At 32.0% G+C, this 19,045-nt stretch carries 15 protein-coding genes; 5 read left to right on the top strand and 10 right to left on the bottom strand.

The window, feature by feature from the left end:
• Positions 1-78: 78 nt before the first annotated feature.
• Together BZARG_RS04315 and lysS are read right to left on the bottom strand one after the other, a co-directional pair.
• Positions 79-2,142: a response regulator gene (locus BZARG_RS04315; protein ID WP_008635869.1), complete on the bottom strand. Its 2,064-nt coding sequence runs from the start codon at positions 2,140-2,142 to the stop codon at positions 79-81.
• Between the two features lie 90 nt (positions 2,143-2,232).
• Positions 2,233-3,927, bottom strand: coding sequence for a lysine--tRNA ligase (lysS, locus tag BZARG_RS04310; RefSeq protein WP_008635879.1), 1,695 nt, complete (start codon positions 3,925-3,927; stop codon positions 2,233-2,235).
• Between the two features lie 143 nt (positions 3,928-4,070).
• Here lysS and BZARG_RS15435 point away from each other — a divergent pair, with 143 nt between their 5' ends.
• On the top strand, positions 4,071-4,229 hold the full coding sequence (locus BZARG_RS15435) for a YqaE/Pmp3 family membrane protein (RefSeq protein WP_008635865.1): 159 nt from the start codon (positions 4,071-4,073) through the stop codon (positions 4,227-4,229).
• A gap of 101 nt (positions 4,230-4,330) precedes the next feature.
• On the top strand, positions 4,331-5,053 hold the full coding sequence (gene lipB, locus BZARG_RS04305) for a lipoyl(octanoyl) transferase LipB (RefSeq protein WP_008635892.1): 723 nt from the start codon (positions 4,331-4,333) through the stop codon (positions 5,051-5,053).
• 1 nt (position 5,054) lies between these two features.
• Here the strand turns inward: lipB and BZARG_RS04300 are convergent, their stop codons facing one another.
• The 4 genes from BZARG_RS04300 to BZARG_RS04285 form a co-directional block, all read right to left on the bottom strand.
• A complete protein-coding gene (locus BZARG_RS04300; RefSeq protein WP_008635962.1) occupies positions 5,055-5,855 on the bottom strand; it encodes a hypothetical protein in 801 nt (266 codons plus the stop codon).
• Between the two features lie 415 nt (positions 5,856-6,270).
• Entirely contained in the window at positions 6,271-7,320 is a 1,050-nt protein-coding gene (locus BZARG_RS04295; protein ID WP_008635806.1) for a nucleoid-associated protein, read from the bottom strand.
• A gap of 210 nt (positions 7,321-7,530) precedes the next feature.
• Positions 7,531-8,136, bottom strand: coding sequence for a collagen-like triple helix repeat-containing protein (locus BZARG_RS04290; RefSeq protein WP_008635781.1), 606 nt, complete (start codon positions 8,134-8,136; stop codon positions 7,531-7,533).
• 252 nt (positions 8,137-8,388) lie between these two features.
• Positions 8,389-8,913: an outer membrane protein gene (locus tag BZARG_RS04285; protein ID WP_237702575.1), complete on the bottom strand. Its 525-nt coding sequence runs from the start codon at positions 8,911-8,913 to the stop codon at positions 8,389-8,391.
• 180 nt (positions 8,914-9,093) lie between these two features.
• Here BZARG_RS04285 and BZARG_RS04280 point away from each other — a divergent pair, with 180 nt between their 5' ends.
• Positions 9,094-9,669 carry an RNA polymerase sigma factor gene (locus BZARG_RS04280; protein WP_008635825.1) on the top strand — a complete coding sequence of 192 codons (576 nt, stop codon included), beginning with the start codon at positions 9,094-9,096 and terminating at the stop codon, positions 9,667-9,669.
• Positions 9,662-10,381, top strand: coding sequence for a tetratricopeptide repeat protein (locus BZARG_RS04275; RefSeq protein ID WP_008635998.1), 720 nt, complete (start codon positions 9,662-9,664; stop codon positions 10,379-10,381). The genes BZARG_RS04280 and BZARG_RS04275 overlap by 8 nt, the downstream gene beginning before the upstream one ends.
• Here the strand turns inward: BZARG_RS04275 and BZARG_RS04270 are convergent.
• From BZARG_RS04270 to BZARG_RS04255, 4 genes are all read right to left on the bottom strand, one after another.
• Positions 10,374-13,133: a CHAT domain-containing protein gene (locus BZARG_RS04270; protein WP_008635951.1), complete on the bottom strand. Its 2,760-nt coding sequence runs from the start codon at positions 13,131-13,133 to the stop codon at positions 10,374-10,376. The two genes, BZARG_RS04275 and BZARG_RS04270, sit on opposite strands and share 8 nt — an antisense overlap.
• A gap of 67 nt (positions 13,134-13,200) precedes the next feature.
• Entirely contained in the window at positions 13,201-13,836 is a 636-nt protein-coding gene (locus BZARG_RS04265; RefSeq protein WP_008635985.1) for a hypothetical protein, read from the bottom strand.
• A 113-nt stretch (positions 13,837-13,949) separates the two neighbouring features.
• Positions 13,950-16,379 carry a hypothetical protein gene (locus BZARG_RS04260; protein ID WP_008636058.1) on the bottom strand — a complete coding sequence of 810 codons (2,430 nt, stop codon included), beginning with the start codon at positions 16,377-16,379 and terminating at the stop codon, positions 13,950-13,952.
• Between the two features lie 64 nt (positions 16,380-16,443).
• Positions 16,444-17,043, bottom strand: coding sequence for a ribonuclease HII (locus BZARG_RS04255; protein WP_008635831.1), 600 nt, complete (start codon positions 17,041-17,043; stop codon positions 16,444-16,446).
• 69 nt (positions 17,044-17,112) lie between these two features.
• Here BZARG_RS04255 and BZARG_RS04250 point away from each other — a divergent pair.
• Positions 17,113-19,045 (top strand): putative porin (locus BZARG_RS04250; protein WP_040288010.1); only part of this gene is annotated, 1,933 nt, incomplete at its 3' end.

Genomic DNA, 19,045 nt, shown 5'->3' with positions numbered 1-19,045 from the left:
GGTGTTAGTAACGTCAATGTTACTAAAATTACATATTTTAAAGGTAAATTATCATGTTTTTGATACTTTAATTTGGTTTTAACCAAAATAACTTAGAAGAATCTTGTAAAGTCTTTCTTTGGTAAAGGGTTTAGTTATATAATTTGTCATTCCACTGTCTAGTGCTTTTTGTATAGCTGTAGTGGTTACGTTAGCAGATAGGCCTATAATAAGAATTTTATGATCTTCTTTTCTAATAATTTCTGTTGCTTCACACCCATCCATTTGTGGCATATGTATATCCATTAGAATTAGGTCGTATTTATTTGCTCTAAACTTTTTAATAGCCATTTCGCCATTTGTAACTGAATCAACATGAATACCAATATCTTCCAATAGTTTTCTAACAACAATAACATTAATACTATTATCGTCAACAACTAGTACTTTAAGATATGGCATTTTTAAATTCTCAAATGTTTCATCGTTTTTAAAGGTGTTTTTATTGCTAATATTAAGGAATGTTGTACATGTAAAAGTGCTGCCTTCATTGAATGAACTTTGAACGGTTATGTTTCCTCCTAGTAATCTTGCGAAATCTTTACTAATGGCCAAACCAAGACCACTGCCTTCATGTTGTTTTTTAAAACTACTTTCTATTTGGGTGAATCGATCGAATATCGTAGCTATTTTATGTTTAGAAATTCCAATGCCAGTGTCTTTTATGTGCATTACTATTTTTAGCTTATCTGCAATTTTCTTTTCGGTATACGTGACTTCAATACCACCATTATTGGTGAATTTTAAAGCGTTTTTTAATAGGTTAGTTATAATTTGTGAGAATTTATTCATGTCGCTTAAAACATTCAACCCATAAGAATCTTTTATAATCAATTTTAAATAAAGACCTTTCTTTTTAAAATGATATTCATAAGTCTCCACCAACTCCTTTAGTTTTGTCGAAGGGCAAAATAAATGTTCATCAACGTGTATATTGCCAGATTCTATTTTATGTATTTCAAGTATATCGTTTACAATAGCTAGCAGGTTGTTTGATGACTTGTCCATTAGTTCAACGTACTCCTTATCTTTTTCTTGAAGAATACTACCTTTTAAAACCTGAATGAAACCCAAAATAGCATGAAGTGGTGTTCGTATTTCATGGCTCATATTCGATAAGAAATCTGTCTTAGCTTTGGAAGCTTTTTCCGCCTTTAATTTTTCTTTAATAAGGCGAATATTAACACTGGCTAACTTTCTGTTTATATTTAAAACGCGAGATGTGGCTTTTAAAGATTTCAAATAAAAGTAAATAAGCATGCTTATAAGCAATGACATTATAACACCAAATAATAGTGTTGAATTAATTTGAGTTCGCTTATTTGTTAAAAATAATAAATCGTTAGTAGGGTAGAGCTTTAAGCTCCAAAAATGATGATTCAGATTATTAATAACAACTTGGTTATTGTAAGTGAGCTTATTGTCAGTCTTGGCTTTTTTATCCATGTTGTATTCATAGATTACGGTACCTTCCGTATCTCTTATTTCTATGCAATAATCGTGAAGCCTGCTTGAGTATTTATTAAAGTCTTCTGTAAAGTCCATGCCTGCCGTTACAGTTCCTTGAAATTTATTGGAATAATAAGCAGGTACATCAACTAGTATTAACTTGCCTCCTTGAGTCATTTCGGACCAAGGTGTTATATTTATGCTACTATCTTGGGCATGATAATTCCATTCCTTATTTCTATAATCTATTTTTGAAACATCAAGATTCAAAGCACCTTCATTACCTTTTAATGGCGTTATTTTTTTAATAACCATGGTGGAGTCAATCCATTCAATAAATTTAATGGAATTGGATTGTTCTAATATCATGTTAGCATCAATATCCCAATACTGATGATGGCTTCCATCGGTGAATTCTATTCTTTTTTTTAGGTTCTTAACCTTAATTATTTCCGATCTTATAATAGTAATAAATTCTTGTGTGCTATTATCTCCAGCTTGTTGTATATGTTGTTTTACCCAAACCTGATAATCCTGAACCGATTTATGCCAAAGTATAAAAACTAATGCTGTTATCGCTATAAACGCAACAATAGGAAGTATTAATGTCCTTTTGATGAGATTGGTGTAAGTTGACGATAATAGTGTATTCATAACTAATGAATTAGCGTATAAAGGTATCAACTTATTTTAAAATAAAAAAGAACTGCTTTCACACAGTTCTTTTTAGTTTTCGTTGTTGTTTTATAGAGCCTTTACAAATAGGCCATCATCTGTTTTTTCAACATGGGCGACTTTGTTTTTAGTTAAGTCTTTAATGGCTTTATCCCATTTTTTATTGCTTAATCCGGAGGCGGTTTTTAAATCGTCTAATAAAATTTTTTCTGATGTTGCTAATATATTTAAAACTGCTTTAGCATCCTCACTAATTTCTATAGGCTTTTTCTCCGGTCTCATTTGTGGGAAAAATAAAACTTCTTGAATAGATTGATTATCGGTTAAATACATAATCAAGCGATCCATACCAATTCCCATGCCTGATGTTGGTGGCATACCGTATTCTAACGCTCTTAAAAAGTCGTAATCAATAAACTCTGTGGCCTCATCGTCACCTTTTGCTGCTAATTTTAACTGATCTTCAAAACGTTCGCGCTGATCAATAGGGTCGTTTAATTCTGAATACGCGTTTGCAATTTCTTTACCACAAACCATCAGTTCAAAACGCTCTGTTAATTCTGGATTGTCACGATGCTCTTTGCATAGTGGGCTCATTTCCTTTGGATAGTCGGTAATGAATGTAGGTTGAATATAATTGCCTTCACATTTTTCCCCGAAAATTTCATCTATTAATTTTCCTTTACCCATGGTGTCGTCTACTGGAATTCCTAAACCTTTTGCGGCTTCGCGAATTTCGTTTTCTGATTTCCCAGTAATATCAAATCCTGTAAAGTGCTCAATAGATTCGGCCATAGTTACTCGTGCATAGGGTGCTTTAAAATCAATATTATGTTCACCGAAGGTTGCTTTAGATGTTCCATTTACAGCAATTGCACAATGTTCTAGTAATTTCTCACAGAAATCCATCATCCAGTTATAGTCTTTATAGGATACATAAATTTCCATAGCGGTAAACTCGGGATTATGCGTACGATCCATTCCTTCGTTACGGAAGTTTTTAGAAAACTCGTAAACACCATCAAAACCACCAACGATTAAACGTTTTAAATAAAGCTCGTTTGCAATTCGCATATATAACGGCATATCCAAAGTGTTGTGATGCGTTATAAATGGTTTAGCGGCAGCACCTCCTGGAATTGGTTGTAAAATAGGTGTTTCTACTTCCATATACCCAGCGTCGTTAAAAAAGTTACGCATGGCCGAATATAATTTGGTGCGTTTTACAAACACGTCTTTTACTTGAGGATTTACAACTAAATCTACATAACGCTGTCTATAACGTAGCTCTGGATCTGTAAAAGCATCATGAATTTCTCCATCAGCATCTTCACGTGGCTGTGGCAAAGGCTTTAACGCTTTACTTAAGAGGGTGAAGTTTTTTACCATAACGGTTTTTTCGCCAACCTGGGTCGTGAAAAGTTCGCCTTCAATACCTATAAAATCACCGATATCTAATAGCTTTTTATAAACAGTATTGTACTTGGTTTTATCGTCTCCTGTGCAAATTTCATCGCGATTAAAATATACTTGAATGCGACCAGCGCTATCTTGTAGCTCGGCAAAACTAGCATTACCCTGAATACGTCGAGTCATTAAGCGTCCAGCAATAATCACTTTTTTACCTTCAGAAAAATGCTGTTTAACCTGTTTCGAAGTTTCTTCTACAGGATATAAATCTGCTGGATATGGGTTAATTCCTAACTCACGTAACTTGGCAAGCTTTTCTCTTCTTACGATTTCTACCTCTGATAAATGCGACATATATATAAATTGATTGTTTTTTTTCTAATCAACAAAGATAATTACTATTCATTAGGATTTCAATATATTATAGTAAAATTGATTGTAACGTTTTGGAGCTTTTTGAGTCCTATATGTACATCAATCATTAAATCAATTATAATATGAGTTTTTGGCGCGTGCTGCTTTCTATTTTATGTCCACCTTTAGCTGTTTTGGATAAAGGCTGTGGTTCCATTCTAATTGTTTTTATCCTCTGGATTTGTGGTTGGGTGCCAGGCGTTATCGCTGCTTTAGTTATTTTGAATAATCCGAATAGGTAGTGTTCAGTGAGCAATATTAGTTTTTAGCAAAATGTATCTCTTTTAAATGCTAGTTACCGGATATTCAAAATTCAGAATAATTTATTGTAATTTTGCTTAATATGAATAAGCAGATAACTTTACAAGAACTAGGTCAACGCGATTACAAAGAAATTTGGGAATATCAAGAAGCTTTGTTTCAGGGCATTGTTGATGCTAAAGTTAGAAATAGGCGAGAGGATGCTAATCTAGAAACGCCAAATTATTTCTTGTTAGTAGAACATCCGCATGTTTATACGCTTGGTAAAAGTGGCGATGTATCTAATTTATTAATTACTGAAACCCAGTTAGAAGAAAAAGGCGCCAAATTTTATAAAGTGAATCGTGGTGGCGATATTACCTATCATGGCCCAGGTCAAGTTGTAGGGTATCCTATTTTAGATTTAGAGAACTTCTTTACAGATATCCATAAGTATTTACGTTTTTTAGAGGAAATGGTTATTCTAACGTTAGAGGAATACGATCTTAAAGCGGAGCGCAGTCCAGGTGAAACTGGAGTTTGGCTAGACGTGGGAACGCCTTTTGCTAGAAAAATTTGCGCTATGGGCGTTCGTGCGAGTCGCTGGGTTACTATGCATGGATTTGCTTTAAATGTGAATGCTGATTTGGGTTATTTTGATCATATGATTCCTTGTGGTATTAAAGGGAAAGCGGTAACGTCTTTAAATGTAGAATTAGGAATGCAAAAAGTAAATGAAAATGATGTAAAAGAGAAACTTTTGAAGCATTTTTCAAAACTTTTTGAATCGACCTTTATCTTGGAGTCAGCATCAGTTGAATCTTAAGTTACTTACCTTCCCGATGTTCCATGAATTTTTTAAATGGATTCGTTGCACGATTTTTAAATCCGTGAACACCCGAACTAATCAGTAAAATAGCAGCTGCAATAAGTGCTGATACATATATAGTTTCATGTTCCATTTTGTTGGCTATAGCAATGGCAACTAATGCCCAAGAACCAACTAATGCAAATTCCCTCATATTGCGTTTCCATGTGATAATCAGGTTAATTAAAGTAGCAATACCAATCATAATAAGTGTCCATGTTACAGGAGAAATACCAAATCCATCCCAATTAATTTTTATTAAATAGGAAGATACGTTTGCAATACTTGCAACTGTTACCCAACCGCTATAAAACACAAAGGGCCACCATACAAATACAATCGTAGGAAGCGGTGCATCCCAAAGTTCCATAGCATTGGCATAGACAATTTTAAGAAGTGATATTAGCAAAATAAAAATGAATACACAGGATAATCCGGTATAACCATATAGCCAAGCAAATACCCATGCACTATTAGCCATGCAGGAAATTACAAACCACCAGCCTGTTTTTAAAATGAAATCGTTGTTTTTTACTTTTACAAACAAACTACGACCCTGATAAATAATAAAGCTTATAAGGAGTAAATAAATAAAACCCCAAATAGAAAATGCATAACCTGCAGGTGTGAAAAGCGAATTTAATTCTTTTGAAACCTCTCCTATGGTTGTAGAATTAATTCTACCGGTATTTGATAAGTAATTAATGATAATGGTAGAAACCAATGCTACACCATTACTTATTTGAAGTGTTTTTTTCATAAGAATAATAATCTGTTTAAACCTAAATCTACAATTTTGAAAATGAAATTTTCGCTTTTTTAATAAATTTCTTTAAAGACTATTCGGGTAGTTCTGTAAACTTTATGGAATGGAGTCGTATATTAACTAAAAATCTTCAAGTCAGTAAAAATACATTACCAACCTTGAATGTTTGTGCAGTTAGTTTAAATAGTAAAGTTTATAAATAAGTGACGATATCAGTATCAAGTTTTTATCCATATGAGAGCGGGTTAGAAAATTTGGATTCTAATGAAGCCGTATTATTATCTTTTGATGAGTTCTAATGTTTTTGAAGATTATTGGAATAACTTAACATCAGAAAATAGACCAATATTTGTTATTTTGTAATAATGAAATTGATAACTAAAAACGGTTAATACCAATCACCAATCAATTAACCTTCCGTATTAAAAAACACTTTATAATAATGCATTTTCTTTTCTTCATCGTAACCGCGTTCTAAATATTCGCTAGATGCTTCAGGTGCATCAATATCCAACTTAATCTGAATATTGGTATCGAGTTTAATATCGGTTTTTATCTTTTTCTTCTCTTTGTTTACTACTAATTCAGCCACATCAAACTGGTTTCGAATCACCAGATTTTTCTCGCCTTCAAAAGTTTTCTTATAATCGTCAAATAAGGTTTTGTGTTTGTCTTCTTCAAACAATTCATCTTTAAAAGTTTCCACATTTACGATTTCGTGCTCTTTAAAGAAATCAATGGTTTTTGCTAAAAAAGTATTGCGCTCTTGATTACCATAAGATATTTTTAAAATATCCTCCGAAAAATCTTTACATAACTCAATATATTGTTGGGTGTGACTATTGGAATCATCGGCATATTTAATGTTTAAAAAATGATTTATCCAATATTGCGTATCGTAATCATTATTATCTGCACTAAAAATAATGCGACCTTCAGTATCACTTTGATTTAGAATTAAACAACCTTTATCTACTTTTTTACTGCTAATACCTTTTTGAACCAATACATCATAACTATTATCCTCTAAATAGGTTTGAAAGAAATTGACTTTATTCTCAATTTTAAAAATGCCAATGGCGTTTGTGGTTATTTCATTAAACTCGACACCTTCAAAAAGGACTACTAAAACATCACCCGTTTTTATTTGTGCCGAGTTGGATTGTTCAAACAAATGCTTAACAATGTTCTGTGAGGTTTCAATGAAGTTTTCTTCATCTGCAAAAACTTGTGCGCTGTAGGTGTTTATTTCATTCAATGCAATATCTGCATGGTGATTAAAGCGATACGACTGCACGGCCGATGCGAATGGTCGTAATAAAAACGGTAACATAAGCTCGTAACTAGCTTCATCAAAAATGACTTCTTTTTCTGAAAAAGCATTTTTAGTACTGTTGTGTTTATTACCTACTTTGTGGATAATACATTTAGAAATGGAAGCGTTTTTGCGGGATATCATAATATTAAATTTGAGACTACAATACTAATCAATTCGCCTCAAATAGATATAAAAAAAAACCGAAGTGTTTAGCTTCGGTTCCTTCAGGATTTTTTTAGTAAGATTACGAGTCTAAACCAAATTGATACATAACGTATTTATATAACAGTTTTTTAATTCTTAATAAATTATTGCTATATAATAGCGTATTCAAATTGGCTAGTTATTCATTTACATAAACTCTTTTACAATAATATTATTATTATGAGAATTATAACAACCAGAGTCAATGTAAGCATTTGTTGCAGTTCCGTTAACAGATTTTACCCATACGCTTATGGTATGATCGCCTTCAGTTAAACCAGGGAAAACACCATGTATAACCGCCGGTAAACTGGTGTTGGTTGTTTTTAATATTAAAGTAGCCTTTCCTAAAGTTGTAGCATTATCATCTACGCGAAGTTGATACACAACAGCGGTCGTCCCTGTGCCAAATGTTACACTAAAATTAGTTTGGTAATCAATTTCTACAAAGCTAGAATTTTCTAATTTTGTGAAATCTCCTAAATCTGTAATTTTTTGGTAACCAGAATTGGCGTTCGCAACTCTTTGACAGCCTGGTGGGGTAATTGATGTAATATTAATAAAGGCATCTTGTCCTTGATTTCCTTGATCTCCTTGAGGGCCTTGTTCACCTTGCGGTCCTTGTTCGCCCATTGCACCATCATTACCATCATTACCATCTTCTGGTGAACATGCAAAACTAAAAGCTATTAGAAATGCGAGTAGCACAAATTTTGTTTTTGAGATAACTGTTTGAATTGTTTGTGTTTTCATAATATTTAAATTTAAATGATTTTTAATTACACGTTTAATGCTTGATTTTTAAAAAAGTTAACAATAAAACATAAAAAAGACCGAAGTGTTTAGCTCGGTTTAAGTTATTTAGATATTCTACTTACTAAAGTTTAATTATTTTTAAAACGATATTAAAATCAGTTTTCACTAAATTCATGACAAAAGCCAGAAAACTACTTTCCGGCTTTTTAAGTTGAAGACTAATTCAAATAATATAACATAAGGAGAGGCTTATAGCTGATAGAGTATTCCTGCATTTACTATAACTTGCCCAAATTCACTAGCTACATATTTAGGCTCTAAATACACACTTAATTTCTCTGTAAACTTATATTGTGCACCAGCTCCTATATTTGCACCAAAAGTGCTATTGCTAACTTCGCTTGTTTGGAAGTAATAGTTAGAGTATCCTGTTTTGTAACTAGAAAAGTTAAGGCCTACTAATGGATAGATTTTAAGTTTATCGTCCATAATATCAAAGAAGTAATGGCCATTAACATCAACAGCTATCATATTTTGATTAAAACCGTAAACCGCAGTACCGAAAAAATAGGTAAAGCCTGGTGAAATAGCAATCTCGTTTGTAATATTAAATTGAGCTTTGGCGGTAACACCCGCACCAGAAACTTTTTCATTGTAGCCCAAACCACCACCAATGGCTATTTGTGCTTGCATATTCGCACTCATAAAGAATAGTAAAGCACTTGCTATAATAAAAGCGCAATTTCTAAAGGAGTTTTGGTTGATTTGATTCATGTTTTTCATTATTATAAGATGTTTTTGTTTGACCATTTAATGGTGTTTGTTCAATTAGGTTAACATGAAAGTTGTTTTTATCTTAAAGAGATATAGAATTGTAAAAATCGTAGGGGGTCTTTTCTTAAAATAAGTTATTTTAGCAGAAGTGTGTTAACCTTTTTAATTTTAGGATATTAAATGGAAAGCGTTCAAGAGAATATAACTGTTGAAGATTTAAAAGAGGGCTCCGATTTGTTGTTCAAACGTATTTATGAAGACAATCGAGATAAGTTTATAAATTTTGCTAGAAAGTATCGTTTATCGGAAGATGATACAATCGATGTGTATCAAGATGCCTATATTATTTTCTATAATAACGTAATGCAAGGTAAAGTGGAAGTCTTCACAAGTTCTATTTCAACCTATTTATTTAGCATTGGAAAGTATTTAATTTTTGATAAAATGAAAAAAAATAATAAGACTATAAATCCCGATTTCGATTTGTCGCTTATTAGAGAACGCGACACCTTGGTTGATGCGTCATTCGATTTGGATCAAGACGAATTAACGACAGAGCAAGTCTTATTAAAAAAACACTTTTCCACACTTGGAAAAAAATGTCAGGAATTACTAACTTTATTTTATTACCGTGGTTATACCATAAAGGATATTATTTTGGCAAGCGACTATACGAGTGAAAACGTTGTTAAAAGCGCAAAATCACGATGCATGAAAACCCTTAAAGAACGTATTAATAGCAATAGCAATGACTAATCAAGATTTATTATACCACTACTTTTCTAACAGCTTAACAGCTGAACAGGAAGTTGTTTTTCGAAAACTATTGGAAACAGATGCAGAATTTAAAGCGGAATTTGAATACGAAAATAATTTAAAAAAGGCTATAAAAAGTCATGAGTCGGATGTAATGAAATCAAAACTTAAAGGTTTCGAGCGCAATTTAAATGCGAAAAAACTATTTATTTTCAATTACAAATATCTGGCTGTTGCCGCTACTTTAGCTTTATTAATAGGTTGGTTTGGTTACAATTCAATTTTCGGAACAAATTACTCTAATTTATATGCTAGTAATTTTACTGAATATCCAAATACGGTTTATACTATTACAAGAAGCGATGATTCTAATACCATAGAACGCGAAGCTTTTATTGCTTACGAAACAAGAAACTACCAAATAGCTATTGATAAGTTTGATGCTATACCAGAAACTAGTCAGAAATCATATATGTCATTTTATAAAGCACAAGCTTATTTAGGTCTGGAAGATTTTGGAAATGCTAGACGCTTATTTCAACAAGTTTTAGATGAAAATAATGAGTTTCAGGGAGAGTCCACATGGTATTTAGCGCTGATTGCTATCAAGTCCAAAGATAAGGATCAGGCAATAACTTATCTTGAGAAATTGATAAGTAATCATTTTTACAACAAGGATAAAGCAAAAGAATTACTAGAGAAGCTTAATTAGATTTTCGGCGTTTAATTAGAAGAAAACCTATAGCTAGAACTCCAATACCAGCCAGTGTAAACCAAACCCATGTGTTATTAGATTTTACAATGGCACTTGTGTTTCCAGATATAACAAAACCAGACCAATAATATGGATGAGCCAAAGCATTTTGGCTGTTGCCGTTTAAAAAAGACATTTGTGCTTTGTTTAAAGCGGTGCTTTTATCGTCTCCTTCAGATAGATTTTTATAAAAATTATTCATGATATTTAAGGACGATGCATCATTAATTTTCCATAATGTGCTGGCAATACTGGAGGCGCCACTAAAATAAAATCCGCGGGCTAAACTTGTAAAACCTTCACCACGATTTAAGTTTCCAATGCCACTTTCGCAAGCACTTAACGCTACCAAACTCGTGTTAAGGTTTAAGTTGTACAAATCACTTACATATAATAGGTTGTTTTCTGTGGTGTTTGGTTGAAACGCTAAATATGAATATTCGGGATTAATATCATCTAAAATAGCATGTGTGGCAAAATGTAAAATACCGTAATTGGCGCTTTTGCTATTAAAATTTTGAAGTGATGCTTGACTACCCGTTAAAGTTTCCCCATTAAAAAAATTTAAAATGCCTTCCACTTCAGTTTCATTATGAGGCAATGCCAGTAAATTAGTATTATTTAAGCTATTAAAACTTGGTGCAAATGCTAAAACATTGGTGTTAATGGATTCTTTTTCTGACAACTGTTTTAGCAAAGTTGCAGAGTTTACATAACTAATAGCATAATTTCCCACAACATATTGGGAAGATCCATTTATGGATAAACTAGAAAACGGAATGTAATTTAATAATCCATCACTTATAATAATCACATTTTTCTCCGAAATATTAGTAATACTAGGGGCTAATACTTTTAGATATAGTTCGTTTGACATTTTATTCAGTTCTTGCAGATCTGATTTTGGTATACTCAACATATTATAAACCGAAATAATAGCATCATCCAATTCTTGATTTCGTATTATACGTTGAATAGATTTATTATTTTTTGTTATAGTAATACTATAGATGGCATTATTACCATAAAAATAAGAAACTAATGCGGTGTCTGAATTTAAAAAGGCTTGAACCTCCTTTAATGTAATAACTTTAGCGTTATATTTTAAATCGAAATACGATTTGTATTCGGTTTCAATAGTGGTAACCAATTCTCTATAGCTTTTTTTAGCTTCAAATAATTCAGATTCTAGTTCTGATTTTTTAGATTGATTCAATTCCTTCTCTAAATGTGTAATTCTAGATTTTAAAACCTGTTCCTGTTCTGTGATTTTTTTAGGAATATTCGCGAATTCTGTAGCTCGCGTGCTTAAAATTGATTCCATTAATAGAACACTTTTACTTTTTTCAGAGTAATAAAAGGCACTATCAATTAATGAATCCTGATTGGTTTCAGCGAATAACTTAAAGTTTGCTTCCAAAGCGGATTCAAAAACAGGAAAAGCCTCTTCCATTAAAAAGAGTTTGTCCTCGTTGTTTTTAAAAGAAGGTTTTAAATCATCTAGAATTTTTAAAGCTTGATGCGTTATTTTCAAACTTTGGGTATGTAAATCAAAAGTATTTAAGACTTCCGATTTGTTTTTAAGCAGCTTTAAATCTGTTTGTTGCTTTAAGTCATTGGTATTTACATTTTTTAAATAATTTAAGGCTAAATCATAATGAACTAATGCCTTATCATAATTATTGAATTTTTTATGTAAATCACCTATTTTCTTGTAAGCTATTGCAACATCGTTATGTGGATTATCCTTCCATCTTTCTTGTGTTAATGCCAATACTTCTTCAAGCTCTTGTAGCGCCAAATTATAATTATTAGTGGCTTCATGAATTTTTGCCTTTGCTTTGTGGTAAATGTTTGCTTTAGTAGCGTTTTCGACAACATACGTCTTAATAATATCTAGATAATAAAAAGCACTATCTGTTTTAGATTGACTTAAATAATTGTCCAATAAATGATTTGCTTCAGTAATAATATTATTCGAGCCTCCATGGTTGTTGAGGTTATACGCTAATGATTTTTTAAAATACACATTGGAAGATTCAATTTGGTTTTGATTTTTTAAAACTTCGGCCAATAAACTATAGGTTCTATTTATTTTACTAATATCGTCTGCCTTTTTTGTTTCTAAAAATTGAATATTTTTAACATAATAGTCTTTTGCTAAATTAAACTTTCCATCATTGGTGTACATTTTAGCAATAAAGCTATAAGCACTTGTAATTAAATCTATGAGGTTAACATTGAGTTCGCTTTCTTTTAAGCTTTCAATAGATGTAATTATAGATGTAAAATTTTCTCTTGATTGCGAATAGTTATTTAAACGAAAATAATAGAGGCCTCTGTCAAAATCAATAGTGTTAATATAATATAGGTAGTGTGGTGATTCTTTTAATTCTTTATGATGTTTTGAAACCACAGAATCTAATTCACTTAAATTGTGTTTCATTTTTTCAAGATCGTAAAAATAGGCTGCGGTTTTGTTTGAAGCGCAAGTACTACTTATAAAAGTTTCAAAATCATGATGTTTTTGAGCTTCTTTATTTATTTTATTGAAATAATAATATGCGGAATCTTGTTTGGAATATATGTATTGATAGGCTTTTCCGTAAAAGCTGGTTACGTTTACGCTATATAATGAATCGTTATTGGCTTGAGAAAAGGCAAGTTGGAAGGCACCTAAAACAAGCAAAAATAGTAGTGATGATTTCATAAAAATTAGTCTTCAGTTTTGCTAAAGACTAATTTACACTTATAATAGAGGTTTAAAACTTTTTTATTTAAAGTTTGTGGAAATTTAAGTTAATAGTATAAGAATGGTTATTAGTTTCTACTATAATAAAAGCTTCGCCCGTAAAGTTTGGTTTTTCTGGTATAAAAGGTTGATATTTTCCTTTATTGCCTGTGTTTGGTATAGTTTGCAACTTAACATCGCTATTTGTGCTAGCAATTAAGGACTCATCAGTATTGGACATTATGGTGATACTTATGTTTTCCGTATTTGGTAATAGTACAATATTTCTTGCTGTATTGTATACATTTAAACAATTACATGGCGATGGTACTGGAACTGGTGGAAGAATCGGTGGCTTAATTACAAAGATAGCGGATGGGTTAGCAATTCCTGTAATTTCTAACTTATTGGTCTCAATTTCTGCAATAGCAAGAAATATCTCTTCTTGAGCGTTTTGGTAATCAGGGTCATTAGGAGTCACAGCATTCCAAATTTCAATTTGATTTTCAAGATAGGCTATTTCTGTCTGTAGATAGAATTTTCTTAAATCGCCTTCATAAATATAATTTGTGGAAGTTAAAGGTTCTTCGTTTACAATAACATTGTCATCTTTATCTTCACAACTTAAGTTTGTAAAGCATAATAAAGGCATCATTAAAAGAATAATTGTGTATTTTTTCATAATATTTTTAAAATTTAAGTATGCTACTTAATGGTGTAATTTTATAGAAGTTAACACATTAAGCTGTAATATATGAAAAAATATATTATTCAACTCAAGTTGTTCATTATGAGTTAGTTTATCTGGTAAATTAGAACCGTATTATTATCGCCTTTAGTCACAAACTCTAGGTTTGGTCCTTTATCCATGTTGGCCATATCTATAGCGGATGTTCCGTAAACTGGAAAATTCTGAAGGAGTTTTGAATTACTATCAAATAAGAATACTTTTTGGGTTTGCTTATCCGTTACTGACACGTATATTTTATCATTTAAATAAAAGATATTCGGTTCACTATAGTTGCCGTAATCTAACTCGTAAGTGTTTGTTTTAATAGTCAGTCTATTTTCCGATAAAGCTACAAGTGTTTTAGTAGTAGTCTGTAAATGGTGTAGATCTGTTAAGCCTAAGTCTTTGGAAGCCGTGTTACCTTTGGAGTCAATGGTTACAAATATCCCTTTGGATGTTGTTGTTGCAAAATTACCATTATACTCATAAACCGCTTCTTTAGAGAAGTTATAATCCGCTTTTGGCGTAACACGTGTTTTTCCAACTCGATCTAAAATATGCAGTTTATTGGCAGTTTTAAATAGTAAATAGTCTTTTCTTCCAATTCTAATATGCTGTGGTTGGTGAATCAAGTCACCATCAGCTTTACTGAAATTAAAGCCTTCTACGGTTTCTCCTTTTTCATCAATCATGAAAATTTCTTTACCTTGCGTAATCAGTAAACGATATTTTCTGTTCCCATCATAGTCAAACACCGACAGCGGCTGTGTAATAGGATCATTAAATTTTAATGGAAATGCTTTAACGTCTTTACCGTTTCTATCTAATAAATAAACGCGATTGGTAGTGGCGAAAGCTAATTGCAGTCTGCCGTTTCTATACATATCTATTTGCTCAATCCTTCCTAAAATAGGACCTTGAAGTTGTTTTTTCCAAAGAATTTTTCCACTACTAGAAATTAAATATAAGTTGTTTTTAATATCTTGAACCGCAATTTCCTTCTCACTCGTAATATGGTTAGTTACTAATTGTGGATTGTTCAGTATGTCTGCATCAATTTTTACCGCGGAAATTTCACTTACGGAATTTTCTACAGCACGCGTTCTACCTTTTTGAATTACCATATTTACATGGGCAAAATTTGTGTCGTATATTAACTGTAAACCAGTTGATTCAAAGGCATCCAGCTTTAAATTTAAACTATCACTTAAGTTTTTGTTGATAACTGTGTTTAAACTGGACGAATTTACCACGCTTAAAAGAGAGGACTCATTACTGAACTGTTCTTTCAAACTTTGGTAATGGTTACGGGAACTATACGTAGTTTGGTTTTTATAACTAGCAATAATATTATGAAGCATTTCTATATCGTTGGAAAACACAATAAAATTATCAATTATACAATACTTGCTAGCATCTTTAAAATTAATAAACGGGTTTAATGTTTTGTTGAATAGTTCTGGTTGGCTGAAATTAAAAACATCAATATCTCGATAAGTTTCAATCATGTCTTGATCGTTCAGTAGCGCATCTTTCGTAATATAAACATCCAAAGAATTTAAAACAATAGCACGATTGGCTCCTTCATAAATAACGCCTATTTCAATTACATTATCCATGAGCGCCGTGGTTTGGATAGAATCTACTTCCCGGAAGGCGTTGAGGTTTTTACTGAAAAGCGTGTAATCATTAAAAGTTAGACTTAAAAAACCATCGCTATTTGCAGGTGTAATGGTAGCCAATTTGTTTTCTTGTGGTTTGGTGTTTTTAAAAACATCGATTAGTTTTTTAGTAGAATCGGCAGATTTTACAACACCATTAAGTATTAATGCACTTTGTTCAATACCCACATCAAAGAATAAATAATCGGTTAGGGTTAGCGAATTGATACTATCGTTGATGAAAAAATTATTAATATGACCATCTTTTCGTTTGTTTATAAAAACCGAAAGCTGATTGTCGTTATTTGATGAATTGATAAGCTCTTTAATTTGCGAATTAATTTTAGCACCTTTAAGCGAAGCCTGAAGTAAAGCTTTTGATGATGCAGCTATAAAAACACTATCCTTTATAACACTGAAGAGCTCATGTCCGCCCACTGCACTTTTGGTGATGGTTTGATTTTCGTATTTTAATACTTCAATACTACGGTTCGGTAAGGAGTCAATTAGAAATAGATCCGGTTTCAACTTCGTGATTATAGAATAATCTAAACTATCATTCGTATTAAATATAGAAAGGTATAAATCGTCTTCTGTCTTTATATATTGTAGTAAATCCAGTTTTCGAGAAAGGTGCTCGTAACTTTTAGATTTTTCTAAAGCTTGGAGAAAAGTATTGTTTTTTATATTGCTTTTTAAGCTTCCAATATTTTTTACCTTAATAATAACAGCAGCTTCATTGTTGAGGTAATCCATTAATTGTGTTTTTTTTTCAGAAGAATTACATCCTAAAAAAAGCAGACTTAAAGCACATAGAAACCAAATATTTTTCATTGAAGAGGGCGTTTGTACAAAACTACATAAATAATTAATAGCTTTAAAATGAATACTCCCGAAGTTATATCGGCATTTTTAGTTGTTCTGGTAATAGCTTAAAGGACGTACGATGATATTTTGTTATACCATACTTTCTAATAGCAGCCCGATGTTCCTTGGTGGGATACCCTTTATTTTGTTTCCAATTATACATAGGAAACTCCTCATGAATCATTTCCATATAATCATCTCTATATGTTTTTGCTAAAACGGAAGCGGCAGCGATACTCAAAAATTTGGCATCACCCTTAATAATGGTTTCATGAGGGATATCTTGGAAAGGTTTAAATTTATTACCATCGACAATAATAAAGTCTGGGCTAATTTTTAAAGTATTAATAGCGTGATGCATGGCTAAAATGGAAGCATTTAGTATATTTATACTATCAATTTCTGTGGGATAAACATGTGCGAAACCAAAAGATAAAGCTGTGCCCTCTATAATAGGTTTCAGTATATTACGTTTCTTTTCAGAAAGTTGTTTGGAATCATTTAATAATAGGTTTTTAAAATCAGCTGGAAGAATAACCGCTGCAGCCGTAACTGGACCCGCTAAACAGCCTCGGCCAGCTTCATCTGTGCCGCATTCGTATTTAAAATTTGAATATTGTAATTTTAGCATGTAAATAATTCTTAATACAAGGGTGTTATTATAAATTGTATATACATTTGCAAGGTCGAAAAAATAATTATGAGGAAAATAATTTTATCCGTTTTTTTAATATTTTGTGTAAATTTAGTTGTTGCCCAAGTATTGCAACCATTAGATAGTAATAGAAACATTGATGACCGAAACAGACCGTATGGTGATTCTCTATCTAGAGGTTCTACCGAAAGCACTAGTATTAAGGATATTAAAAATTATGATGCTAAAATAGAGCAGTACCTTGTTATATCTCATAAAAATGATACCACTTATGTGGATACAACGTTAACTATTCAAAAAGAATACAAGTTTAACTATTTGCGTCGTGATAATTTCGAGCTTCTCCCATTTTCTAACGTTGGTCAAAGCTACAATGCACTAAGTTATAATTATAAAAAGGATGAATTAATGCCTCTGTTTGGTGCAAGAGCGCGTCATTATAATTATATGGAGATTGAAGATATCAATTATTACCATGTACCTACACCTTTTACCGAGCTTTATTATAAAACAGCTTTTAAACAAGGCCACCAACTAGATGCGTTTTTCACGGTAAATACGTCTCCACAGTTTAACTTTTCTATAGCTTATAAAGGGATCCGTTCATTAGGGAAATACCAGAATATATTGACTAGTACCGGTAACTTCAGATTTACAAGTAGCTACAAAACAGAAAACCAACGTTACTTTGCCAATGCACATATCGTGATGCAAGATTTAATGAATCAGGAAAATGGAGGCATCCAAGATGATAATGTCCCATATTTTGAATCTGGAAATCCGGAGTTTTTAGACCGAGGTGTACTGGCTGTTAATTTTGAAGACGCCGAAAACATGCTAAAGGGAAAACGTTTTCATTTAGATCATCATTACTATATTATAAAACCTACCGATTCCTTGGCTAAAAATGCCTTGCGTGTAAATCATATAATATCTTTTGAAGATAAGTATTATGAATACAATCAAAAAAAGGAAAGTGCATACTTTGGTGACTCTTTTCAGCCCGAAGGGTTAAGAGATCGGGTAACGCTTGAGAATTTCTACAGTGAATTAGGTTTAAATTACCGTAATAATATAATAGGGGACGTTGAAATTAATTTAGGCTACAGCAATTATAACTATGGTTATGATAAAGTTACTATTATTAATAGTCAATATATTACTAACAGACTAAAAGGAGATATTGTTTCAGTTAATGGTTCTTATAATAAAACTATAAACGGTTTCCAATTGGATGCCAAAGCGGGATTAAATGTGGTTGGTGATTTTGATGGGAACTATCTATTAGGAAATGCCTCTTATAAGTTAAACGATAATTTGGAGTTTGGTGCACATGTGAGTCACAACTCCAAAGCACCGAACTATAACTTCCAATTATATCAAAGTGTTTATAAGAACTATAATTGGCAAAACAGTTTTAAAAACACTAAAACACAGCAAGTCGGATTCCATGTACAATCTAAGTTATTTGGAACCGCCACCGTAGACTTTACCAATATAAACGACTACACCTATTATATGAAGGATGGTGTTGATGATTTGGTGAAACCATTTCAGGCAGGAGCTTCTATAAATTACGTAAAACTGAAATGGGAGAAAGGATTTAATTTCTTTAGGAAGTTTACCTTATATAACACCATTATGTATCAGAACGTACAAGACGATGGTATGATATTTAATCTACCCGAACTAACCACTAGGAATACGTTGGTGTATTCCAATAGATTTTTTAAAAACGCACTATTTCTCCAAACAGGAATCACCTTTAGTTATTTTACTAACTATAGAATGGATGGTTATGATCCGTTGCTAGCTGAATTTTACGTCCAAAACGATCGGGAGTATGGAAACTTCCCAAGGTTTGATTTTTTCGTGAATGCTAAAATCAGTCAAATGCGTATCTATTTAAAAGCCGAACATTTCAATTCTGCGTGGACGGGTTACAATTTTTATTCCGCTCCCAACCATCCTTACCGGG

This window comes from Bizionia argentinensis JUB59 (assembly GCF_000224335.1).
Taxonomy (GTDB): domain Bacteria; phylum Bacteroidota; class Bacteroidia; order Flavobacteriales; family Flavobacteriaceae; genus Algorimicrobium; species Algorimicrobium argentinense.
Note: the sequence above shows the minus strand (reverse complement) of the source record. Positions and strands in the feature narration are given on the sequence as shown.

Bases quoted from the DNA above. Each gene is read 5' to 3' on its own strand.
- BZARG_RS04315 (WP_008635869.1), bottom strand. From the start codon at position 2,142: ATGAATACACTATTATCGTCAACTTACACCAATCTCATCAAAAGGACA.
- lysS (WP_008635879.1), bottom strand. From the start codon at position 3,927: ATGTCGCATTTATCAGAGGTAGAAATCGTAAGAAGAGAAAAGCTTGCC.
- BZARG_RS15435 (WP_008635865.1), top strand. From the start codon at position 4,071: ATGAGTTTTTGGCGCGTGCTGCTTTCTATTTTATGTCCACCTTTAGCT.
- lipB (WP_008635892.1), top strand. From the start codon at position 4,331: ATGAATAAGCAGATAACTTTACAAGAACTAGGTCAACGCGATTACAAA.
- BZARG_RS04300 (WP_008635962.1), bottom strand. From the start codon at position 5,855: ATGAAAAAAACACTTCAAATAAGTAATGGTGTAGCATTGGTTTCTACC.
- BZARG_RS04295 (WP_008635806.1), bottom strand. From the start codon at position 7,320: ATGATATCCCGCAAAAACGCTTCCATTTCTAAATGTATTATCCACAAA.
- BZARG_RS04290 (WP_008635781.1), bottom strand. From the start codon at position 8,136: ATGAAAACACAAACAATTCAAACAGTTATCTCAAAAACAAAATTTGTG.
- BZARG_RS04285 (WP_237702575.1), bottom strand. From the start codon at position 8,913: ATGAATCAAATCAACCAAAACTCCTTTAGAAATTGCGCTTTTATTATA.
- BZARG_RS04280 (WP_008635825.1), top strand. From the start codon at position 9,094: ATGGAAAGCGTTCAAGAGAATATAACTGTTGAAGATTTAAAAGAGGGC.
- BZARG_RS04275 (WP_008635998.1), top strand. From the start codon at position 9,662: ATGACTAATCAAGATTTATTATACCACTACTTTTCTAACAGCTTAACA.
- BZARG_RS04270 (WP_008635951.1), bottom strand. From the start codon at position 13,133: ATGAAATCATCACTACTATTTTTGCTTGTTTTAGGTGCCTTCCAACTT.
- BZARG_RS04265 (WP_008635985.1), bottom strand. From the start codon at position 13,836: ATGAAAAAATACACAATTATTCTTTTAATGATGCCTTTATTATGCTTT.
- BZARG_RS04260 (WP_008636058.1), bottom strand. From the start codon at position 16,379: ATGAAAAATATTTGGTTTCTATGTGCTTTAAGTCTGCTTTTTTTAGGA.
- BZARG_RS04255 (WP_008635831.1), bottom strand. From the start codon at position 17,043: ATGCTAAAATTACAATATTCAAATTTTAAATACGAATGCGGCACAGAT.